This window comes from Sphingobium sp. CFD-1 (genome assembly GCF_024611115.1).
Taxonomy (GTDB): domain Bacteria; phylum Pseudomonadota; class Alphaproteobacteria; order Sphingomonadales; family Sphingomonadaceae; genus Sphingobium; species Sphingobium baderi_A.
This window is the reverse complement of the sequence record NZ_CP084398.1, coordinates 2,527,529-2,545,964: the sequence shown is the minus strand read 5'-3', so window position 1 is coordinate 2,545,964 and position 18,436 is coordinate 2,527,529. Positions and strand designations below refer to the sequence as shown.

At 60.8% G+C, this 18,436-nt stretch carries 17 protein-coding genes; 11 read left to right on the top strand and 6 right to left on the bottom strand.

The genetic code is table 11. The annotated features are described in order from the left end of the window. Positions 1 to 71: 71 nt before the first annotated feature. The 4 genes from LDB26_RS12885 (at position 72) to cysQ (ending at position 5,245) form a co-directional block, all read left to right on the top strand. Complete coding sequence (locus LDB26_RS12885; RefSeq protein WP_257538681.1) at positions 72 to 2,615, top strand: TonB-dependent siderophore receptor; 2,544 nt, start codon at positions 72 to 74, stop codon at positions 2,613 to 2,615. 190 nt (positions 2,616 to 2,805) lie between these two features. After that, complete coding sequence (locus LDB26_RS12880) at positions 2,806 to 3,573, top strand: energy transducer TonB (protein ID WP_257538680.1); 768 nt, start codon at positions 2,806 to 2,808, stop codon at positions 3,571 to 3,573. Positions 3,574 to 3,636: 63 nt separating this feature from the next. Next, positions 3,637 to 4,320, top strand: coding sequence for a Fe2+-dependent dioxygenase (locus LDB26_RS12875; protein ID WP_257538679.1), 684 nt, complete (start codon positions 3,637 to 3,639; stop codon positions 4,318 to 4,320). A gap of 91 nt (positions 4,321 to 4,411) precedes the next feature. After that, positions 4,412 to 5,245, top strand: coding sequence for a 3'(2'),5'-bisphosphate nucleotidase CysQ (cysQ, locus tag LDB26_RS12870; protein WP_257538678.1), 834 nt, complete (start codon positions 4,412 to 4,414; stop codon positions 5,243 to 5,245). Positions 5,246 to 5,316: 71 nt separating this feature from the next. On the opposite strand, the gene LDB26_RS12865 is transcribed toward cysQ, so the two are convergent. Then, positions 5,317 to 6,195 carry a LysR family transcriptional regulator gene (locus LDB26_RS12865; RefSeq protein WP_257542112.1) on the bottom strand — a complete coding sequence of 293 codons (879 nt, stop codon included), beginning with the start codon at positions 6,193 to 6,195 and terminating at the stop codon, positions 5,317 to 5,319. A gap of 107 nt (positions 6,196 to 6,302) precedes the next feature. On the opposite strand from LDB26_RS12865, the gene LDB26_RS12860 reads away from it, so the two are divergent. From LDB26_RS12860 to mmsB, 4 genes are all read left to right on the top strand, one after another. Further along, positions 6,303 to 7,799: a CoA-acylating methylmalonate-semialdehyde dehydrogenase gene (locus tag LDB26_RS12860; RefSeq protein WP_062067294.1), complete on the top strand. Its 1,497-nt coding sequence runs from the start codon at positions 6,303 to 6,305 to the stop codon at positions 7,797 to 7,799. 10 nt (positions 7,800 to 7,809) lie between these two features. Continuing rightward, a complete protein-coding gene (locus LDB26_RS12855; RefSeq protein WP_257542110.1) occupies positions 7,810 to 8,955 on the top strand; it encodes an acyl-CoA dehydrogenase family protein in 1,146 nt (381 codons plus the stop codon). Between the two features lie 130 nt (positions 8,956 to 9,085). After that, the gene (locus tag LDB26_RS12850; RefSeq protein WP_062067289.1) at positions 9,086 to 10,144 is read left to right on the top strand and encodes an enoyl-CoA hydratase/isomerase family protein; all 1,059 of its coding nucleotides are present in this window, start codon (positions 9,086 to 9,088) and stop codon (positions 10,142 to 10,144) included. A 129-nt stretch (positions 10,145 to 10,273) separates the two neighbouring features. Continuing rightward, complete coding sequence (gene mmsB, locus LDB26_RS12845; RefSeq protein WP_062067285.1) at positions 10,274 to 11,158, top strand: 3-hydroxyisobutyrate dehydrogenase; 885 nt, start codon at positions 10,274 to 10,276, stop codon at positions 11,156 to 11,158. A 6-nt stretch (positions 11,159 to 11,164) separates the two neighbouring features. Here mmsB and LDB26_RS12840 read toward each other — a convergent pair whose 3' ends face one another. From LDB26_RS12840 to LDB26_RS12820, 5 genes are all read right to left on the bottom strand, one after another. Beyond that, positions 11,165 to 12,049 (bottom strand): Rossmann-like and DUF2520 domain-containing protein, encoded by an 885-nt coding sequence (locus LDB26_RS12840; protein ID WP_197413754.1) that lies wholly within the window; start codon positions 12,047 to 12,049, stop codon positions 11,165 to 11,167. An 8-nt stretch (positions 12,050 to 12,057) separates the two neighbouring features. Next, positions 12,058 to 12,825 (bottom strand): TIGR02186 family protein, encoded by a 768-nt coding sequence (locus LDB26_RS12835; RefSeq protein WP_062067279.1) that lies wholly within the window; start codon positions 12,823 to 12,825, stop codon positions 12,058 to 12,060. Further along, positions 12,822 to 13,736: a sulfite exporter TauE/SafE family protein gene (locus LDB26_RS12830; protein ID WP_062067276.1), complete on the bottom strand. Its 915-nt coding sequence runs from the start codon at positions 13,734 to 13,736 to the stop codon at positions 12,822 to 12,824. The genes LDB26_RS12835 and LDB26_RS12830 overlap by 4 nt, the downstream gene beginning before the upstream one ends. A gap of 57 nt (positions 13,737 to 13,793) precedes the next feature. Then, entirely contained in the window at positions 13,794 to 14,303 is a 510-nt protein-coding gene (locus tag LDB26_RS12825) for a hypothetical protein (protein ID WP_257538677.1), read from the bottom strand. Between the two features lie 521 nt (positions 14,304 to 14,824). Continuing rightward, positions 14,825 to 16,213, bottom strand: coding sequence for a glycosyl transferase family protein (locus LDB26_RS12820; RefSeq protein WP_257542108.1), 1,389 nt, complete (start codon positions 16,211 to 16,213; stop codon positions 14,825 to 14,827). A gap of 299 nt (positions 16,214 to 16,512) precedes the next feature. On the opposite strand from LDB26_RS12820, the gene LDB26_RS12815 reads away from it, so the two are divergent. The 3 genes from LDB26_RS12815 (at position 16,513) to sucC (ending at position 18,431) form a co-directional block, all read left to right on the top strand. Then, positions 16,513 to 16,692 carry a hypothetical protein gene (locus LDB26_RS12815; RefSeq protein WP_257538676.1) on the top strand — a complete coding sequence of 60 codons (180 nt, stop codon included), beginning with the start codon at positions 16,513 to 16,515 and terminating at the stop codon, positions 16,690 to 16,692. A 96-nt stretch (positions 16,693 to 16,788) separates the two neighbouring features. After that, positions 16,789 to 17,115, top strand: coding sequence for a hypothetical protein (locus LDB26_RS12810; RefSeq protein ID WP_257538674.1), 327 nt, complete (start codon positions 16,789 to 16,791; stop codon positions 17,113 to 17,115). Between the two features lie 116 nt (positions 17,116 to 17,231). Further along, positions 17,232 to 18,431: an ADP-forming succinate--CoA ligase subunit beta gene (gene sucC, locus LDB26_RS12805; RefSeq protein WP_257538672.1), complete on the top strand. Its 1,200-nt coding sequence runs from the start codon at positions 17,232 to 17,234 to the stop codon at positions 18,429 to 18,431. The last annotated feature ends 5 nt before the right edge of the window (positions 18,432 to 18,436 follow it).

Here is an 18,436-nt window from a genome sequence, read left to right as displayed (position 1 = left end):
CGCAATAATGTTGACTCTGAGAACAAGTCGCAATAGCAGGTCTCCCGACAACAAAGGGGGCTTCCTGATCCATGTCCAAATCCGCAAATGTTCCGTCTTTTCTGGCGATGGGCTGTGTCGGCGCTATTGCGCTGGCGTCCACCGTCCACGCGCAGGATAGTGCCTCGGCGCCCAAGCTGGGGGGCGTCACCGTCACCGACACCGCGATCGATGAATCCGAAGTGAAGGTCGAGAAAGCGGACTCTCCGAAATATGTGCGTCCGCTGCTCGATACGCCCCAGACCATCACGGTGATCAGCAAGGCGACCATCCAGCAGCAGAATCTGCTGACCTTGCGCGATGTGCTTTCGACCGTTCCGGGCATCACTTTTGGCGCGGGCGAGGGTGGTTTCGGCTATGGCGACCGCATCATCCTGCGCGGGCAGGACGCGAAGAACGATGTGACTATCGACGGCGTGCGGTCGGGTGCGTTTCTCAACCGTAACGAAGTCTATAATATCGAGCAGATCGAGGTCACCAATGGTGCGAATTCCGTCATGAATGGCGGCGGGTCGGTTGCGGGCACGATCAACCTCGTCACGAAGCGGCCGCTGGCCGACGATCAGATCGTGATGAATGCGGGCATCGGCACCGACAATTATTATCGCGCAACCATTGACGCGAACAAGCGCCTGGACGATCTGGTCGCCGTCCGCATCAATGCCGTCTATCATGAAAATGATGTTCCGGGCCGCGATGTGGAAGATTATAAGCGCTGGGGCATAGCGCCTGCCGTCACTATCGGCATTGACGGGCCTGCCAGCTTGACGCTGCAATATGAGCATCTAGATGACAAGGCGATGCCGCAATATGGCATGCGTTATTTCCCGGCGCTCGGCGGTATTCTCAGGGACTTCGACCGCTCCGCCTATTATGGCTTCGCCAATCTGGACCGGCAGGACAGCAAGACGGATTCGCTCCAGGCGATCTTCAGCCACGCGTTTAGTGATAGCGTGAAGCTTCGCAATCTCACCCGTTATGAAAATGTTCGCCAGAACACCGTAACCAGCCAACCGCAGGGTGTCTTCTGCTTGGATGATGGCGCCGGCGGCGGTTTCAACCCGGATACCAACGGTGCATGCACGATGACCATCTACATGAGCGAGGCAGGGGAAGCGCTCACCATACCAGTAGGCTATTATCTGCCTACTGGCGGCCGCGGCAACCAGCGCTTCATCAGCAATGAAACGGCCTATACGCAGTTCGACCTGAGCGCTGAATTTGAAACTGGCGGCATTGGTCATTCCCTCGTCATCGGCGCATCGGCGATGTGGGAAAAATATCAGCAACGTCAGGGCAGTATCGGACGTACCGCGGACGGCTATGACCCCTATGCAGCACCCTTTGTGGTGGCGCGAGGCGCAAGTTCGGGGGTGCCCAATCCGCTTTACAATGCAGGCGCCAGCCTGGGCCTTTACTATCCGCTCGTGAATATCGGCGATCCATCGTCGGTTATTGCCGGCCCGGCGGCGATTGGTGGCCTCGCCCGTCTTTATGGCAGCAACAGCTATGTCGGTCCGACCAATTTCATCATGGGCGGCCGAAATATCGGCCAGCAGACAAGCTATGCGGCCTATCTGTTCGATGCGATGAAGTTTACGGAATGGTTCGAGATCAATGGCGGCGTGCGCTATGAAAAGGTGAAGGGCTGGAACCGGAACTTCAGTTACCAGACCAGCGGCCCCGACATTGGATTGCCGGTGGTTCCCACTGATCCGGCCGAAACCAATCCGACCTATTTCGAGGTGGAAGACAATCTCTTCTCCTATCGTATCGGTGCGGTGGTGAAGCCGACGCCCAACACCAGCATCTATGTCGCTTATGGCAATTCAAAGCTGCCTTCGAAGGCATCTGTCGATGGCGCCTGCTCGGCCGCTAATTGTCGCCTGAAACCGGAAACGACCGAGAATTATGAAATTGGCGTGAAGGCGGATTTGTTCGACGGGCAATTGCTGCTGACTGCTGCGCTGTTCCGCAACGACCGTAATTCGATCAAGGTGAACTCGAACGATCCGACGCTGCCGGACCAGACGCTTGATGGCAAGCAGCGGGTGGAGGGTATTTCCCTTGGCGCATCGGGCAATATCACGCCCAACTGGACGATTTCGGCGAATTACATGTATCTGAAATCGAAGATACAGCAGGGCGTGTCCAACTATTGCCTTGCCAATCCGGGTGCGGCGGGTTGCGGTAACAGTGCCGATTTTGTGGATCCGACCGCTGGTTACCAATTGGCCAATACGCCCAAGCATTCAGGTAGCCTGTTCTCCACCTATCGCCTGCCCTTTGGGCTGGAACTAGGCTATGGGCTGACTTATCAGGGTAAGTTCCTGCTGAACCAGCCCACGCTCGCGCAACTCGCGGCCGACAATTATGTGCCTTATCGTGTGCCCAGCTATACGATCCACCGGTTCATGGCATCCTACCCCATCACGGAAAACCTGATGGCGCAAGTCAATGTCCAGAACTTCACCAACAAGAAATATGTGACCACGGTTCGGAATAATATCGGCAACAGTTGGGCGCAGCCAGCGCCGACCCGTTCGGCGGTGTTCAGTCTGAATTACAAGTTCTGACCCGGAATAACCCCCGGCTTGTCCCGGCCGGGGAAAGGGGCGGGCAGCGGCGAATCCATCCTCCTCGGGCCGCTGCCCGCCCAATCCTTTGAACCGGAGCAGGACCATGCGAGACAATTATGCAATTGATTCGCATTAGGGTTCGGGATATGGGCCTTTGCTGGCTTACTGATCGGAAGAAGGGGCGATCATGCTCTCGGTAGCGGAAGAAAGGATCGACGACGTGTTGGACGTTCCGGCGTCTCAGTACCTCCTTGAATCCCGTAGCCCCAGCCGGGTCTTGTCGTCAAACCCCGTCGAGGCCACAGGTCGCTTCGGTGAAGGGCGCAGGCCCAACCTGCCCGTCATTCTTGCTATTGTCCTGATCCATGCCATGCTCATCTATGCGCTGATCCAGGTGCGGCAGCATGTCATTGAAGCGCGCGAAGCAAAGCTGACGGTGGTCAACCTGACGCCCCCACCGCCGCCGCCCGCCGCCGATACGCCCCCACCGCCGCCCTCGAAGCCGGAAATCGTTGCACCTCCACCGTTGGTCCAGATGCCCGTGCCGCCGGTTCAGTTGGTGGCGACAACGCCCGATCCCGTGCCCGTTCCGTCGCCCATGCCGGTCATGTCCCCGCCGGGACCGTCGGCATCTGCCGCACCGCCAGCGCCGCCGAGCATCGTGCAGGGTGGGGATTTGGGCGCCCAGATGGTGGCAGGCAAACCGCCGCGTTATCCCATCGAAAGCCGTCGCAAGCGTGAGCAGGGGACGGTAGTGCTGTCTCTGACGCTGGGCGTGGACGGCAGCGTCGAAAGCATCGTTATTGCACAAAGCAGCGGCTCCAAGCGGCTGGATGACGCCGCGCGCGATGCCGTTCGCGGCTGGCGCTGGAAGCCCATCATCCGCAATGGACAGCCAGCGCGGGTCAAGGGCGTGGTGGAAATCCCGTTCGTCCTGCGAATCGACGCTGCCTGATAAAGCGTTAGCCTTTCGCCCGACCTTTCTACCCCTTGTCAGTCCCGGTTCGAGTTTCAGGTCATGTTGATTGCCGTTCCCCAGTTGCTCGACATGCAGGCCGTCTGCGCTGTTCGGGCATTGATCGATCAGGCGCAGTGGGTGGACGGCAACGTTACGTCGGGCCATCAGTCGGCGCTCGCCAAGCGCAACCTGCAATTGCCGGAAGATGCGCCGGAAGCCAGGCAGGCTGGGCAGATGGTGCTGGACGCCCTCGGTCAATCGCCCCTGTTCATTGCGGCGGCCCTGCCGCTCAAGATATTCCCGCCGCTTTTCAACAGCTATGCAGGCGGGCAGGCATTCGGCACGCATGTCGACAACGCCGTCCGTATTCAGGCTGGAACGGGTTTTCGCGTCCGGTCCGACCTTTCTATCACCATCTTTCTGGAAGAGCCTGACGCCTATGACGGTGGTGAACTCACCATTGAAACCCATTTCGGGGTTCAGCAGGTGAAACTGGCCGCGGGCGATGCTGTGCTCTATCCCTCTACTTCGTTGCATCGGGTGGAACCGGTCACGCGCGGGCGTCGCGTCGCGAGCTTCTTCTGGCTGCAATCCATGGTCCGCGACGACGCCGCGCGGCAGATGCTGTTCGATCTCGACAGCAGCATTCAGGCGCTGGCCGCCGATCTGGGTCATGGGCACGCGCAGGTGATCCGCCTGACCGGCGTTTATCACAATCTGCTTCGCCGTTGGTCGGAGGCTTGAACCAATCCGGATTGGCGTTGACGCGGATTGCGCTATAAGCAGAAAACAGGGGCCATCCGAAGCCCGCAATGAAGGACGGGAAATTATCCATATGTCTCAAATCGATCAGCCGATGAATATCACGACGATTGCCGAAGAACTGATCACCGCCGCGATCGAGGCGGGCAAGGCGATCATGGCAATCTACGATGCGGGCTTTTCGGTCGAGACCAAGTCGGACAACAGCCCCGTGACGCAGGCCGATGCCGCGGGGGAAAAAATTATCCTGGAAGCGCTGGCGCGATTGGCGGGGCATATTCCGGTGATCGCGGAAGAGGAGGCGGCGGCAGGCCGCATTCCGCAAACTGACGGCACGTTCTTCCTTGTTGATCCGCTCGACGGGACGAAGGAATTTATCCAGCGGCGCGGGGACTTCACCGTCAATATCGCGCTGATCGAGGGGCGCAAACCTGTATTCGGCATCGTCCATGCTCCGGCAAAGGGCCGGATTTTCGTGGGCGACGTGCACAGCGGAGAAGCATGGAGCGCGTCTGTCTCCCGCGAAGGCATGATCGGTGAGCGCACCCCGATCCGCGTGCGTGACCTGCCCGACACGGGATTGTCGGTGGTCGCCTCAAAATCCCACAACACGCCGGAAACCGACGCCTATCTCGATCAGTTTGACGTGGCCGAGCGGGTGTCTTTCGGCTCCTCGCTGAAAATCTGCATGGTCGCGACGGGGGAAGCGGACCTCTATCCCCGTCTCGCTCCGACCTGTGAATGGGACATCGGCGCGGGTGATGCCGTTTTGCGCGCTGCGGGGGGCAAGCTGCTTGCGCCCGATGGGGCGCCGATGGCCTATGGCAAGGACGGCTTCTTCAATCCCGGCTTCGTTGCAGCTGGCGATATTGATCCGCCGCCCATTGCACCCTTCATGACGAAGTGAGGCCGACGCCTTTCAATTGGGCTGTCTCAGCTGTGGCATCTCGCGCTGGCTGCTCCCATGTGGAGGGCGGGTCAACGCGACGCCATCATGACCCGCTCCTGCAACCAGGCGCCGACCGTAGCGATACGAGCGACTTTCCGCAGATCCTCATGCGTCACCAGCCAGAAATGGCGGATGATCTCCACCCTGTCGGCCATCAATTCGATCAGTTGCGGGTCGCTGCGCGCAATGAAGTCGGGCAGTACGCCGATGCCGCTTCCATCGCGGACCATGCGATATTGCATATTGATGCTCGTCGCGCGCAGATGCGCTTCCAGCCCGGCCTCCACCTCGTCCAGATAATCGAGTTCGGGAGAAAAGATGAATTCCGGCACATAGCCGACCAGCATATGATCGCGGAGCTGGGCAGGGCGATCCGGTCGTCCTGCCCGCGCCAGATAATCGACCGACGCATAAAGATGCAGGCGATATTCTCCGAGCCGCTTGACCGACAGCCGCCCTCGCTGCGGTCGTGCCAGCATCAGCGCCATGTCCGCCTCGCGCTTTGAAGGATTGAGGAAACCCGAAGCGGTAATGAGGTCCAGCCTTATGCCCGGATGCCGTCGGCTGAACTCCGCCAGCCCCGGCGCCAGCACCCATGTTCCAAAGCCCTCTGCCACCGACAGCCGCACTTGCCCGGCAAGCTGTTGTTCCAGCCCGGCCACATCCTCCACCGCCGACATGGCTGCGCTTTCGACGGCTTCGGCATGGTGCAGTAGAGCCTGTCCTCTGACGGTCAGCGTCCGCTCGCCCGATGCCATCTCGAACAGGTCCGCCCCCAGCGCCCGTTCCAGTCGGGCGAGGCGCCGCATGATGGTGGTTGCATCGATTCCAAGCATCCGCGCCGCCGGAGCGATCTTGCGCGCCCGCGCTACGGCCAGAAAGACGCGCAGATCGTCCCAATCGAACATCATTTCCCCCAACTGCGTTTTTGCAGTATAGACATGCGAAACTTCGTCGTTGCATGCAATTACACGCTATTGCTAGAGCCGCGTCAACCTTACGGAAAGGACCGTCCATGCGTGAGATTTCTCACAAGCTCGCTTTCGCCCACGATACCGCGTCCGCGCGCTATGGCGATGTCTTCGATCCCAATAATGGCGGCGTTCAGGCCCGCGTCACGCTCGGCGACGCCGCTTTGCTGGATCGCGTCGTGGAAGCCGCGCAAAAGGCGCAGCCCGCATGGGCGGCCGTTAATCCGCAGCGTCGCGCCCGCGTCATGTTCCGTTTCAAGGATCTGGTGGAACAGCATATGGACGAACTCGCCCATCTGCTTAGTTCCGAACATGGCAAGGTGATCGCTGATGCCAAGGGCGACATTCAGCGCGGCCTTGAAGTGGTTGAATTTGCCTGCGGCATCCCTCATGTGCTGAAGGGTGAATTCACGCAGGGCGCTGGCACCGGCATCGACGTATTTTCCACCCGTCAACCGATCGGCATCGGTGTGGGCATCACGCCGTTCAATTTTCCGGCGATGATTCCGCTCTGGATGTCCGCCGTTGCCATCGCGACCGGCAACGCCTTCATCCTCAAGCCCTCGGAGCGTGATCCGTCCGTTCCGGTGCGTCTGGGTGAACTCTTCCTTGAAGCGGGCCTGCCTGAAGGCATTTTCCAGGTCGTCCATGGCGACAAGGAAATGGTCGACGCGATCCTCGATCATCCCGGCATCGGTGCGGTCAGCTTCGTCGGTTCGTCCGACATCGCCCATTATGTTTACAATCGCGGCGTTGCGGCGGGCAAGCGCGTTCAGGCGATGGGCGGCGCGAAGAATCATGGCGTCGTCATGCCGGATGCCGATCTTGACCAGGTGGTCAACGATCTGTGCGGCGCGGCTTTCGGTTCGGCGGGTGAACGCTGCATGGCGTTGCCGGTCGTCGTGCCGGTGGGCGAAAAGACCGCTATTGCCCTGCGCGAGAAACTGATTCCTGCGATCGCGGCGCTGCGCGTCGGCGTCTCCACCGATGCGGAAGCGCATTACGGCCCCGTCGTTTCAGCCCAGCATAAGGCGAAGATCGAGCAGTGGATTCAGACTGGCGTCGATGAAGGCGCGGAACTGGTCGTCGACGGCCGCGGCTTCACGCTGCAGGGGCATGAGAAGGGCTTCTTCGTCGGCCCGACGCTGTTCGACCATGTGACGCCCGACATGCAGGCATATAAGGAAGAAATTTTCGGCCCCGTGCTCCAGATGGTCCGCGCCGACAATTTCGAAGAGGCGCTCGCGCTTCCCAGCAAGCACCAATATGGCAACGGCGTCGCTCTCTTCACCCGTAACGGCCATGCCGCACGCGAATTTGCCGCACGGGTCGAAGTCGGCATGGTCGGCATCAACGTGCCGATCCCGGTGCCGGTCGCCTATCACACCTTCGGTGGCTGGAAGCGGTCTGCCTTTGGCGATACTAACCAGCATGGCATGGAAGGCGTCAAGTTCTGGACCAAGGTGAAGACCGTCACTCAGCGCTGGCCCGACGGCGGCGAAAGCGGCGATAGCGCCTTCGTCATCCCGACCATGGGTTGAGGGCAGGGGTATCGTGACTCAGTTCGATCTCACCGACGACCAGCGCGAGATCCAGGATCTCGCGCGCCGGTTCACCGCCGACGCGATTACGCCCCATGCGGCGGAGTGGGACGAAAAGCATATTTTCCCCCGCGACACGATCCGGGCGGCGGCGGAATTGGGCTTTGGCGGCATCTATGTTTCCGAAGCGTCGGGGGGCATCGGCCTTGGCCGTCTTGAATCGGCCATCATCATGGAGGCGATGGCCTACGGTTGTCCGTCGACCAGCGCCTTCATGTCCATTCATAATATGGCCGCCTGGATGATCGACCGCTTCGGTAGTCAGGCGGTCAAGGATAAATATCTGCCTTCCATGGTGCCGATGGAACGGATGGGCAGTTACTGCCTGACCGAGGCAGGGTCCGGTTCGGACGCTGCGGCCCTCAAGGCCCGGGCGGTTCGCGATGGCGACCATTATATCGTCACCGGCTCCAAGCAGTTCATCTCCGGCGGTGGAGAGAACGAACTTTATGTCACCATGGTCCGCACCGGCGATGACGGCGCCAAGGGCATCAGCTGCCTCGTCATCGAAAAGGATATGGAAGGCGTCAGCTTCGGCGCGCAGGAACGCAAGCTGGGCTGGCATTCTCAACCTACCGCGCAGGTCAATTTTGACGCGGTTCGCGTGCCGGTCGAAAATCTGGTCGGGGGCGAAGGGGAAGGCTTCCGCATCGCCATGATGGGTCTTGACGGGGGGCGCCTCAATATCGGCGCCTGTTCGCTCGGGGGCGCACAACGCTGCATCGACGAAGCGGTTAGCTACACAAAAGACCGCAAACAATTTGGCCAGTCCATCGCCGATTTCCAGAATACCCAGTTCACGCTGGCGGACATGGAAACGGAGCTTCAGGCTGCCCGCACCCTGCTGTATGCCGCAGCGGTCAAGGTAACGGAGAATGCGCCTGACAAGACCCGTTTTGCCGCCATGGCCAAGCGTCTTGCCACCGATACAGGTTCGTCCGTGGTTGATCGCGCGCTGCAGCTGCATGGCGGCTACGGCTATCTGATGGACTATCCGATCGAGCGTTTCTGGCGCGATCTGCGCGTGCATTCGATCCTGGAAGGCACCAATCAGGTCATGCGGATGATCGTTGCCCGCGATATGTTGCGGCAGTAATCGCTAACTTTTGGGGAAGGGCGCTCAGGGGCTGGGCGGTTCGCTGTCCGGTTCGAAGCTGGAACGAAGAAAACGCGCAGCCAACCCCATTACAACTCCGCTCCGGCATGTGCCGCGCCAAGGAGAGAAGATGACTGACCAAGTTCTGACCTTCATCGAAAATGGCGTCGGCCGCATCCGGCTCAACCGGCCCAAGGCGCTCCACGCCCTGACGCCGGAAATGTGCGGAGCCATCAACGATGCCTTGCTGGCCTGGAGCAAGGATGACACGGTCGTCGCGGTGATGATCGATCATGCCGAAGGGCGCGGCTTTTGCGCGGGCGGCGACATTGCCCTCATCGCCAACAGCGCGAAGGGCGATTGCGTTGAGGCCGAGCATTTCTTCTTCGTCGAATATCGGATGAACCATCTGTTGTTCGTCTATGAAAAGCCGATCGTTGCCTTCATTGACGGGATCGTCATGGGCGGCGGCGTCGGCCTTTCTCTCCCCGCACGGCATCGCGTCGTGACGGAACGGACTATTTTTGCCATGCCGGAAACGGGCATCGGCCTCTTTCCCGATGTGGGTGGTGGCTGGTTCCTGCCGCGTTTGCCGGGCAGGACAGGCGCATGGCTCGCGGCCACCGGCGCGCGGATCGACGGGGCCGATTGCCGCGCCGTTGGACTTGCCACGCATTATATGACCTCGGACAAGCTGGATACGGTCAAGGATGCCATCCTTGGCGATCCGCAGCAGCTCCTTGCCATATTGGACGATAATGCCGAAACGCCGCCGCCTTCCAAGCTGGAGGCGATGCGTCCCGACATTGACCGGCTGTTCGCATCTGGCCGGCTGGAGGAAATCCTTGCCGCGCTGGAAGCGGATGGCGGCGAATGGGCGGCGAAGCAGCGGACCGTTCTGGACAGCAAATCCCCGCAAACGATCAAGGTGGCGTTGCGCCAGCTGGCCGAAGGCGCGGCCAAGACCGACTTTGCCGACAATATGCGGATGGAATATGGCATTGCCTGTCATGTGATCCGCCGTCCCGATCTGGTCGAAGGGGTGCGCGCGGTGATCTTCGACAAGGACAATGCGCCCAAATGGAATCCGGCGACGCCTGAAGGCGTAACGGATGCGATAATCGAGGCGATCTTCGCGCCCTTGCCGCCGGAAAAGCAATGGACGCCCTTGCCCGAACTTCAGGGGTAAAGGAAAGCTGTCCTGCGGAAATGGCGGCCCGGACTCCCAGCACCATCTGCCCGTTTCCGACAGGGTCAATGCCATGGATGAATTCGCATTCCGCGAGATATAGACGTCAAGAGTTGGAAGGAGCCTGACATGAGCCTCACCATCGCCTTCATCGGCCTCGGCAACATGGGCGGCGGCATGGCCGCCAATCTGCTGAAGAACGGCTATGCCGTCCGCGCCTTCGACTTGTCCGAAGACGCACTGGCCCGCGCCGAAGCGGCTGGCGCCGTCCGCGCCGCCAATGCGGCCGAAGCCGTCACCGGTGCGGATGCCGTCGTCACCATGCTTCCTGCGGGCAAGCATGTCGAAAGCGTCTATAATGGCGAAATCTTCGGCGCGGCCAAGGCGGGGGCGTTGTTCCTCGACTGCTCCACTATCGACGTTGCCACCGCTCGCCGCGTCATCGAAGCCGCGACGGCAAAAGGCTTCGAAATGGTCGATGCTCCCGTCTCCGGCGGCATCGCGGCCGCCAATGGCGGCACGCTCACCTTCATGGTCGGCGGCGCCGATGCGGCCTTCGCCAAGGCAAAGCCGATTCTCTCCGCCATGGGCAAGGCCGTCATCCATGCAGGTGGTGCGGGCAATGGGCAGGGGGCGAAGATCTGCAACAACATGCTGCTCGGCGCGACGATGGTTGCGACCTGCGAAAGCTTCGCCATGGCGCAGAAGCTGGGCCTCGATCCGCAGACCTTTTACGACATCTCCAGCGTCTCGTCCGGCCAGAGCTGGTCCATGACCAGCTATTGCCCCGTTCCCGGCGTTGGCCCGCAAAGCCCGTCGGACAATGATTATCAGGGCGGTTTCGCGGTCGGCCTGATGCTCAAGGACCTGAAGCTGGCGATCGAAGCGGCCGCCTCCGTCAACGCCAGCGTTCCCATGGGCAATGCCGCCGAAGCGCTCTATCAGATGCTCGCAAACCAGGGGAAGGCGACCCGCGACTTCTCCATCATGATTGAAATGCTGGACGGTAAATAAGCTCCGTCAGCTTTCCAGCAATTGCCGGAGATCCGGCATGGCATCGGCCTGTCCCATGCCATGCCGCTCCATCTCCCGCAGCGTTGCCAGCGCCATGGCCTGATAGTCCGGCAACACATCCGGGCAATATCGGTCAAAGGCGGCCAGATGATCGCCGATGGTTCCCCGGTCCCCGCGGAGCAAAGGCCCGGACAAGGCTGCGAACCCGCTGGTCAGACTATTCTCCATGGCGGCGCGGACCAGCGGTCCCAGCACTTTGCCCGGATCGTCCACCCCGGCTTCTTCCAGGGCGCGGGCCGCTCCGGCCATCAGTGTCACCAGATGGTTTGCCGCATGGCTCAGCGCGCCATGATAGAGCGACCGTTTTTCTTCTGCGATAATGAATCCCTTGCCCCGCAGCCATCCCACCACCGCCATGGCGCGTTCGGTAGTCTCGGCGGAACTCCCCGTCACGCCAAAGGGTGCGCCCACCATGCGCTTCACTTCATGGGCCGGATCGCCGGTGAAGGTCATCACCGGGTGGATGGCGGCAGTCAGCGCGCCCGCTTCGCGCAACATTTCCAGCGCGGCGGCCCCACTTCTCCCGCTCAGGTGAAAGAGGAATGGGCGATGCTTCATGGTTTCGCGCGACAGGCTTTCCACCACGACCGCTATCGCATCATCGGAAACAGCCAGAACGATGGTGTCGCATTTTTCCGCGACCTCTTTCAGATGCTCCGCAGGCGCGATATCGGGTAAACGGTCGAGCACCTCCCGCCGTCGGGCCTCGGACCGATTGTAGAGCAGTGGCGTTCCTTGGGAAAAGGGCGCCAGCCCCAAGGCGAAGGCCTGACCGGCGCGTCCCGCTCCGATAATGCCCAGCCTTTTGCAGAAAAGCGCCTGTCCCGACACCCCGTCCCTCACAGCCGCCGCGCAATGGCTCCGGCGGTCCACCCCATGCCAACGGCGAGCAGGATCGCGGTCAACCCATAGAAGAAAGACCAGTGTTCCGCCGCCATGGCCATGAACTGCTCAAAGCCCGATTTGCGGACAGTAATGTCCCTTACCGCCGCCGCCACGACGCGGCCGTCCTGCACCAGGAAAGTTTCCGCCGTATAGTCTCCCACCGTGACCCTTGCCGACAATGGCAGACGCGCCCGATACAGCACGCCGTCGGTGATTTCGATGGTGCCGGGCTTCTCGACATAAAGACCTACACGTCGGCGCAGATCCACCAGGCCCGTCTGAAACCGTGCAAGTGCGGCGCTGTCGTTTAGCGATGATGGCGACAACTGCAACTTGTCGACGCCCAATTCGTAAATGGCGGCGGTCCTGTCATCGACGATTTGCCTGATCGGCCGGGACGATGCCATAGCATAGAAGCTGGGCGCGGAGCGGAAGCGCGCGCGGTCTGCATTGACCCAGATGCCCGCGACCTTCTCCTTCTCGCGCATTATGATGGATTGGTCAGGGCCTTTGAGGATCACGACGATGTCGGCCGGCTTTTTGGGTCGTCGCCCGTCGGGATAGACGATCGCGCCGAACAGCAGCAGATTCGCGCCGGTGAAGCTATATTGGATTTCGACGGTGCGTTGCGACACGTCGGGCACCAACTCAGGCTCATCGGCGGCGCCCAGCAACAGGATGAGAGCGGGAGCGAGCAGGGAAGGGATGAAGGCGCGCTTCATCGGACCTCGATCGTATAGATTTCGTCTGGCCGCCACCCCAGGCCCAACGCCATGCGCGCCGCGACGAGCAGAACGATTGCAGCCAGCAGGATGCGAAGATATTCCGGGCGGATTGTCATCGAAAGGCGCGTTCCCACCTGCGCGCCCGTCACGCTGCCGATAAGGAGCAGCAGGGCGAGAACCAGATCCACCGCCTTTGTCGTCATGGCATGCATCATCGTGGTCGCCATGGTGACGAAGAGGATTTGGAAAAGGGAAGTGCCCACCACCGACTGTGTGTTCATGCCCAACAGATACAGCATTGCGGGCACGAGGATGAACCCGCCGCCCACGCCTAGCAGCATGGTAAGAATGCCCGTCGCCATGCCCAGAAGCAGCGGCGCGAGCGGGGAAATATAAAGCCCCGAGCGATAGAAGCGCCAGCGCATCGGCAATGCCGCGACGAGGGGGTGATGACGGCGTTTGCGCGCCGGGAGGCGCTTGCCGGACTTGAACGCAATCAGGGCTTGGATCGATTCCTTGGCCATCAGCGTCCCGATGCCGCCCAGCATCAGCACGTAAAGAATGGCGATAACCGTATCGATTTGCCCGAGGGACTGGAGCAACCTGAACAACAGGACGCCGATCCCCGCGCCGATCACGCCGCCGGCAATCAATACGCCGCCCATGCGAAAATCGACGGTGCCGCGCTCCATATGCGTGACAACGCCCGAAACGCTGGCGCCTGTCACCTGCGATGCGGCCGACGCGGCCGCGACCGTGGGAGGAATGCCATAGAAGATGAGCAGCGGCGTCGTCAGAAACCCGCCGCCTACGCCGAACATTCCGGACAGCAGGCCGACGACCCCGCCCAGCCCGATGATGACGAGGGCGTTCACCGACAGATTGGCGATGGGCAGGTAAAGATCCATGTCTCTCTGGGTTAGTGCCAAAGCATCCGGATATAAAGTCGTGCAATGCCCGATCGGTTAAAAATCGGTGGCAAGCGTCATGGCCAGCCCGGATGGAGGGCGCGCCCGCCCCGCGATGCGTTCACGCCATTCGATGACAATGCGGGCATTGGCATCGGGGAGAGGAAGACGCCATTGCAATTCGGGGCCTATGTCCAAACGCTCCAGATCGGGCTGCGCTCCGCCCGACAGGCTGCCGCCGATGCGGAAAGAGGATTTGCCGATTCTTGAAAGGAGCGACAGCTTACCGTCGGCGAATAGGTCGCGGCCACGTAATCCTACCATGCCCATTTGGGTGTAACCTTCGGCCTCGACGCCATCGAACAGGACGGTCGGGCCAAAGCCACCCACGATCAGGGCGGCATTGGCGTTTCTTCCTCCTTCGCCCAACGCTATGCGACGCTCTATCCCAATGCTCACCGGAATGCCGGGCACAGGCTGCAAGGAAATGCCCAGCGCCGCCTCCGTTGCAATCGGGCGGTCGAGCGCGCCGCTTATCCGTCCATATGCAGTGGCTCGTCTTTCCATGGATGGCGCGAGAAGGAAGTCGATCCGTATCCCCGCCTGGGAAGCGCCCAACCGACCAGGAGAAAGCGCATGCGGGACATCGCCGCCATCTCTCCAGAACAACCATGCGCTCGCCCGCCAACGGTCGGTGGAAGGGCGGTAGGGGGAGGGATGAGGTTCCGGCGCGGGGATCGCCAGGACGGGCGAGCCATAGTTCCCGGATGGCGCGGCCTCATCGGAAGGGGGGCTGAACCCGGCAAGATGGAGGGGGATGTCTCTGCTGATCTGATGCGGGTGATGATGCCGGGCCTGCCTTTCAGGGCGAAAGGCGTCATGTTCTTTTCCCTTCCTGGCTCCTGGTCCTGGCGTGGAGACCGTGGGAGTCTCCATCGCGAATGACCGAACGGGCATGGGAGCAAGGCGCATCAGAGGGCGCGCCAGGGAGTTTGGTTCATCCATCCATATGACGGCAGCGCGAAATGCAACCCATCCCAGGATCAACAACGCGAAAAAGCGAAGGGGACGCCCGCTGGTTGTGACAGTCATTCCTGCGCCCGTAATTCGGGGAAACGGTGCTCGGTCTTGTCCCATGCCAGCGGTCTGCCAAGCAGCGAGCCGACATAAAGGAAAATGGCGCGGCGGGCCGCCATGATGGCAATCAGATTGGCGACGAATATGCGCGGGATTGAGGCGATCCCATGGTGCCAGCCATAGCTATGCCCCGCAAATAATGCGCGCAGCAACGCGCGCCAGATCATGATGCCCGCGTTCAAAAGCAATAACGTCCGGATCGCTTCAGGATAGGGCGGCAGTGTATAGGCAGAAAAAAATTCGACGAGCAGCAACATGCCCCACAGCAAAAAGGACAGGTATGCCGCGAATAGTACGAGCGCGGCAAACGCGGCCCGCCGATCGCGGATACGCATCCACCATTCGGATACGCCGCCATGCCACCCCAGTCGATCCCATCCCGCAAGGGATATGCCGATGATCCAGCGCGCCTTCTGCCTGATGGCGGCATCCAGCGTGTCTGGGAAATATTCGCGAGTGGCGACCAGGTCGCCTTTCCCATCGCGCATACGCACGAATATGCCTCGACCGCCCATTTCGCCGATGCGGAGACCGGCTTCATAATCTTCGGTCAGGGACGCAGGATCGAAGGGGCCCTCGTGCCTGTCGTGGGCCAGCCGACCCAGCATCCGCCTTTCGAAGGCGCAGGCGACCCCGGCAGACGGAATGGCGGCACCCAATGCTTCCCTTATGGTCAGGAATTTGGAATGGCTCTCCGCAAATTCGTCGCAATAATGATTGGTGACGGCGCGGCCTAGCCATCCGCCCTTGCCGGGCAGGGGCAGCACCGGCAGTTGGACCAGATCGAAACGATCGATCATGAAGTCGAACAGACGGATCTCATCGCCATGCACGACATCCTCGGCATCGTGAAGCAGGACCGCCTTGAACGCGAAACCGCTTTTGTGTTCTTCGGCTTCCATCGCGCGCCACAGCAGGTTGAGGCAATCGGCTTTCGTGGTGGGACCGGGATGAGAATTGATCGCCAGGATCACTCGCGGTTCATGGGCCGCGATCCTGCCCGCCGCCTCGATCGTCGCACGGTCGTTCGAATAGACTCCGACGAAAATCCTGTAGTTCGCATCCTGCCAACGGTGCAGCGCGTTTCTGATCATCGGGCCGATCACGTCAGCCTCGTCCCATGCGGGCACCAAAACGGCGATTCGTCCGGGGTTTGGAGAGTGCGGCATCGTGGCCGTCGTCATACGCGGATGGCGCGAGTAGATGGTAAGCCTGCGCCAAACACGGCGGCACAGGAACAGGACATCTATCAGCAGGTCGTCGATCCCGCCGATAAAAAGCCCCGCCACCGCGAAGAGAAGAATCTCGCGATGAGCGATCGCCAAAAAGGCGACCAGCATTTCCCCCAAAATATCGACCCCCTGTCTTTATGGGAGCGGGTGATGCCATGATGATGCCCGTTTTCCAAGAGGTTGCGTCATCGACTCCATGAAATTGTCGCCATTGCCGCAATCCTTGCCATCGCAGGCGAGGCGCTTCATCATGCGCTAGTCCGGCATGAGAGTGCGTCAGGCCGCGCTACCCGTGGGACAGGCTGATTCGCCGGAATGGGCGGGAAAGGGTAAAATCCCGCACCGGCGCCTCAGGCGACCGAGATGAGCCACCTGACCCACATATAAGGAACGTCAAGGAGAGGCCGATGGATAGGGAAGTGGATGTCAACTACCTGCTGCATCGTCAGCAGATGTCCTTGATACGCGCCGCAAAGAGTCAATCGGCGGCCGGCAGGATGGCCTATGAAGATCTCGCGCGGGGCTATGGCGAGCGTGTGGATGCCTATCGCCAGGGAAATTTCCGGACAACTTCCCTCACGCACTAGGTAAAGCCGTCAGCGCCGCGCAATCGGTCTTTCAAGAGTGCTGCTCCTGCAAGCTGTTTAGGCCTGGTTCAGCATCATGTCGCCATCAATCGGGCCATGACGAGTCCGATCCCGCGCTGCGCCTTCGTGCCCCTGCTTATGGCCGCGCTGCTTTCATCCTGCGCGACCGTTTCGCCCGAGTCGCGTTTGCGGAACCGCCTGATGGAGGCGGGACTGTCCCCTCGCATGGCGAGATGCATGGCCGGCAAGATGGTGGACAGATTGAGCCTGTCTCAACTTCGCAATCTTCAATCCCTTGCCTCACTTCGCAAAACGGATATGGGAGAAGTCACGCTCGATCATTTTCTCCACAAGATCCGCGCACTGGAAGACCCGGAAATTTTCCTCGTTACCAGCAAGGCGGCGGTTTCCTGCTCCTTTTAAGGGTGCGTCACTTTGCAATTTTGCAAAGTCATTTTGCAAATTCATCTGGCATGGCGCCATCGCCTATGCTTTAGCCCTCCCTAACAGGTTTGCTGCGAAAAGGACGGGCCGGACCCATGAACATCCACGAATATCAGGCTAAGGAACTGCTGGCGAAATATGGTGCGCCGATCGCCGCGGGCTATGCTGCTTTTTCGGTCGATGAAGCTGTCGAAGCCGCAAAGAAGCTGCCCGGACCGCTTTATGTGGTCAAGTCGCAGATCCATGCCGGTGGCCGTGGCAAGGGCAAGTTCAAGGAACTGGCTCCCGAAGCGAAGGGCGGCGTTCGTCTGGCCTTCACGCTGGATGAGGTGAGGGCGCACGCTACCGACATGCTCGGCAATACGCTCGTCACCGTGCAGACCGGTGAAGCGGGTAAGCAGGTCAACCGTCTCTACGTGACCGACGGCGCAGACATTGCCAAGGAATTCTATCTCGCCCTGCTGGTCGACCGTGCGACGGGCCGCGTTGCTTTCGTGGTGTCGACCGAAGGTGGCATGGACATTGAGGAAGTCGCGCATTCGACGCCTGAGAAGATCCACACCTTCGCCGTTGACCCGGCCACCGGCTTCATGCCGCATCATGGCCGCGCTGTCGCCGCTGCGCTGGGACTTGCCGGCGATCAGGCGAAGCAGGCGGCCAAGGTCGCATCGTCGCTCTACGCCGCGTTCCTCGATACCGATGCCGAGCAGATCGAAATCAACCCGCTGGCCGTCACCGAACAGGGCAATATTCTCGTGCTCGACGCCAAGGTCGGCTTCGACGGCAATGCCATGTTCCGTCACAAGGACATCGCCGAGTTGCGCGACCTGACCGAGGAAGATCCGGCCGAGGTCGAGGCTTCGGAATATGACCTTGCTTATATCAAGCTGGACGGAAACATCGGTTGCATGGTGAACGGCGCGGGCCTGGCCATGGCGACGATGGACATCATCAAGCTGAACGGTGAATTTCCCGCCAACTTCCTGGACGTCGGCGGCGGCGCTTCCAAGGAGAAAGTGACTGCGGCCTTCAAGATCATCCTGAAGGATCCGGCGGTGAAGGGCATTCTCGTCAACATTTTCGGCGGCATCATGCGTTGCGACATCATCGCGGAAGGCATTGTCGCGGCGGCCAAGGATGTGAATCTGTCGGTTCCGCTGGTCGTGCGCCTGGAAGGCACGAACGTCCAGCAGGGCAAGGACATTCTGGCGCAGTCGGGCCTGGCCATCGTTCCCGCGGACGATCTGGGCGATGCGGCGAAGAAGATCGTGGCGGAAGTGAGGAAGGCGGCCTGACGCAC

Bases quoted from the DNA above. Each gene is read 5' to 3' on its own strand.
- LDB26_RS12885 (WP_257538681.1), top strand. From the start codon at position 72: ATGTCCAAATCCGCAAATGTTCCGTCTTTTCTGGCGATGGGCTGTGTC.
- LDB26_RS12880 (WP_257538680.1), top strand. From the start codon at position 2,806: ATGCTCTCGGTAGCGGAAGAAAGGATCGACGACGTGTTGGACGTTCCG.
- LDB26_RS12875 (WP_257538679.1), top strand. From the start codon at position 3,637: ATGTTGATTGCCGTTCCCCAGTTGCTCGACATGCAGGCCGTCTGCGCT.
- cysQ (WP_257538678.1), top strand. From the start codon at position 4,412: ATGTCTCAAATCGATCAGCCGATGAATATCACGACGATTGCCGAAGAA.
- LDB26_RS12865 (WP_257542112.1), bottom strand. From the start codon at position 6,195: ATGTTCGATTGGGACGATCTGCGCGTCTTTCTGGCCGTAGCGCGGGCG.
- LDB26_RS12860 (WP_062067294.1), top strand. From the start codon at position 6,303: ATGCGTGAGATTTCTCACAAGCTCGCTTTCGCCCACGATACCGCGTCC.
- LDB26_RS12850 (WP_062067289.1), top strand. From the start codon at position 9,086: ATGACTGACCAAGTTCTGACCTTCATCGAAAATGGCGTCGGCCGCATC.
- mmsB (WP_062067285.1), top strand. From the start codon at position 10,274: ATGAGCCTCACCATCGCCTTCATCGGCCTCGGCAACATGGGCGGCGGC.
- LDB26_RS12835 (WP_062067279.1), bottom strand. From the start codon at position 12,825: ATGAAGCGCGCCTTCATCCCTTCCCTGCTCGCTCCCGCTCTCATCCTG.
- LDB26_RS12830 (WP_062067276.1), bottom strand. From the start codon at position 13,736: ATGGATCTTTACCTGCCCATCGCCAATCTGTCGGTGAACGCCCTCGTC.
- LDB26_RS12825 (WP_257538677.1), bottom strand. From the start codon at position 14,303: ATGGAAAGACGAGCCACTGCATATGGACGGATAAGCGGCGCGCTCGAC.
- LDB26_RS12820 (WP_257542108.1), bottom strand. From the start codon at position 16,213: ATGCTGGTCGCCTTTTTGGCGATCGCTCATCGCGAGATTCTTCTCTTC.
- LDB26_RS12815 (WP_257538676.1), top strand. From the start codon at position 16,513: ATGGATAGGGAAGTGGATGTCAACTACCTGCTGCATCGTCAGCAGATG.
- LDB26_RS12810 (WP_257538674.1), top strand. From the start codon at position 16,789: ATGACGAGTCCGATCCCGCGCTGCGCCTTCGTGCCCCTGCTTATGGCC.
- sucC (WP_257538672.1), top strand. From the start codon at position 17,232: ATGAACATCCACGAATATCAGGCTAAGGAACTGCTGGCGAAATATGGT.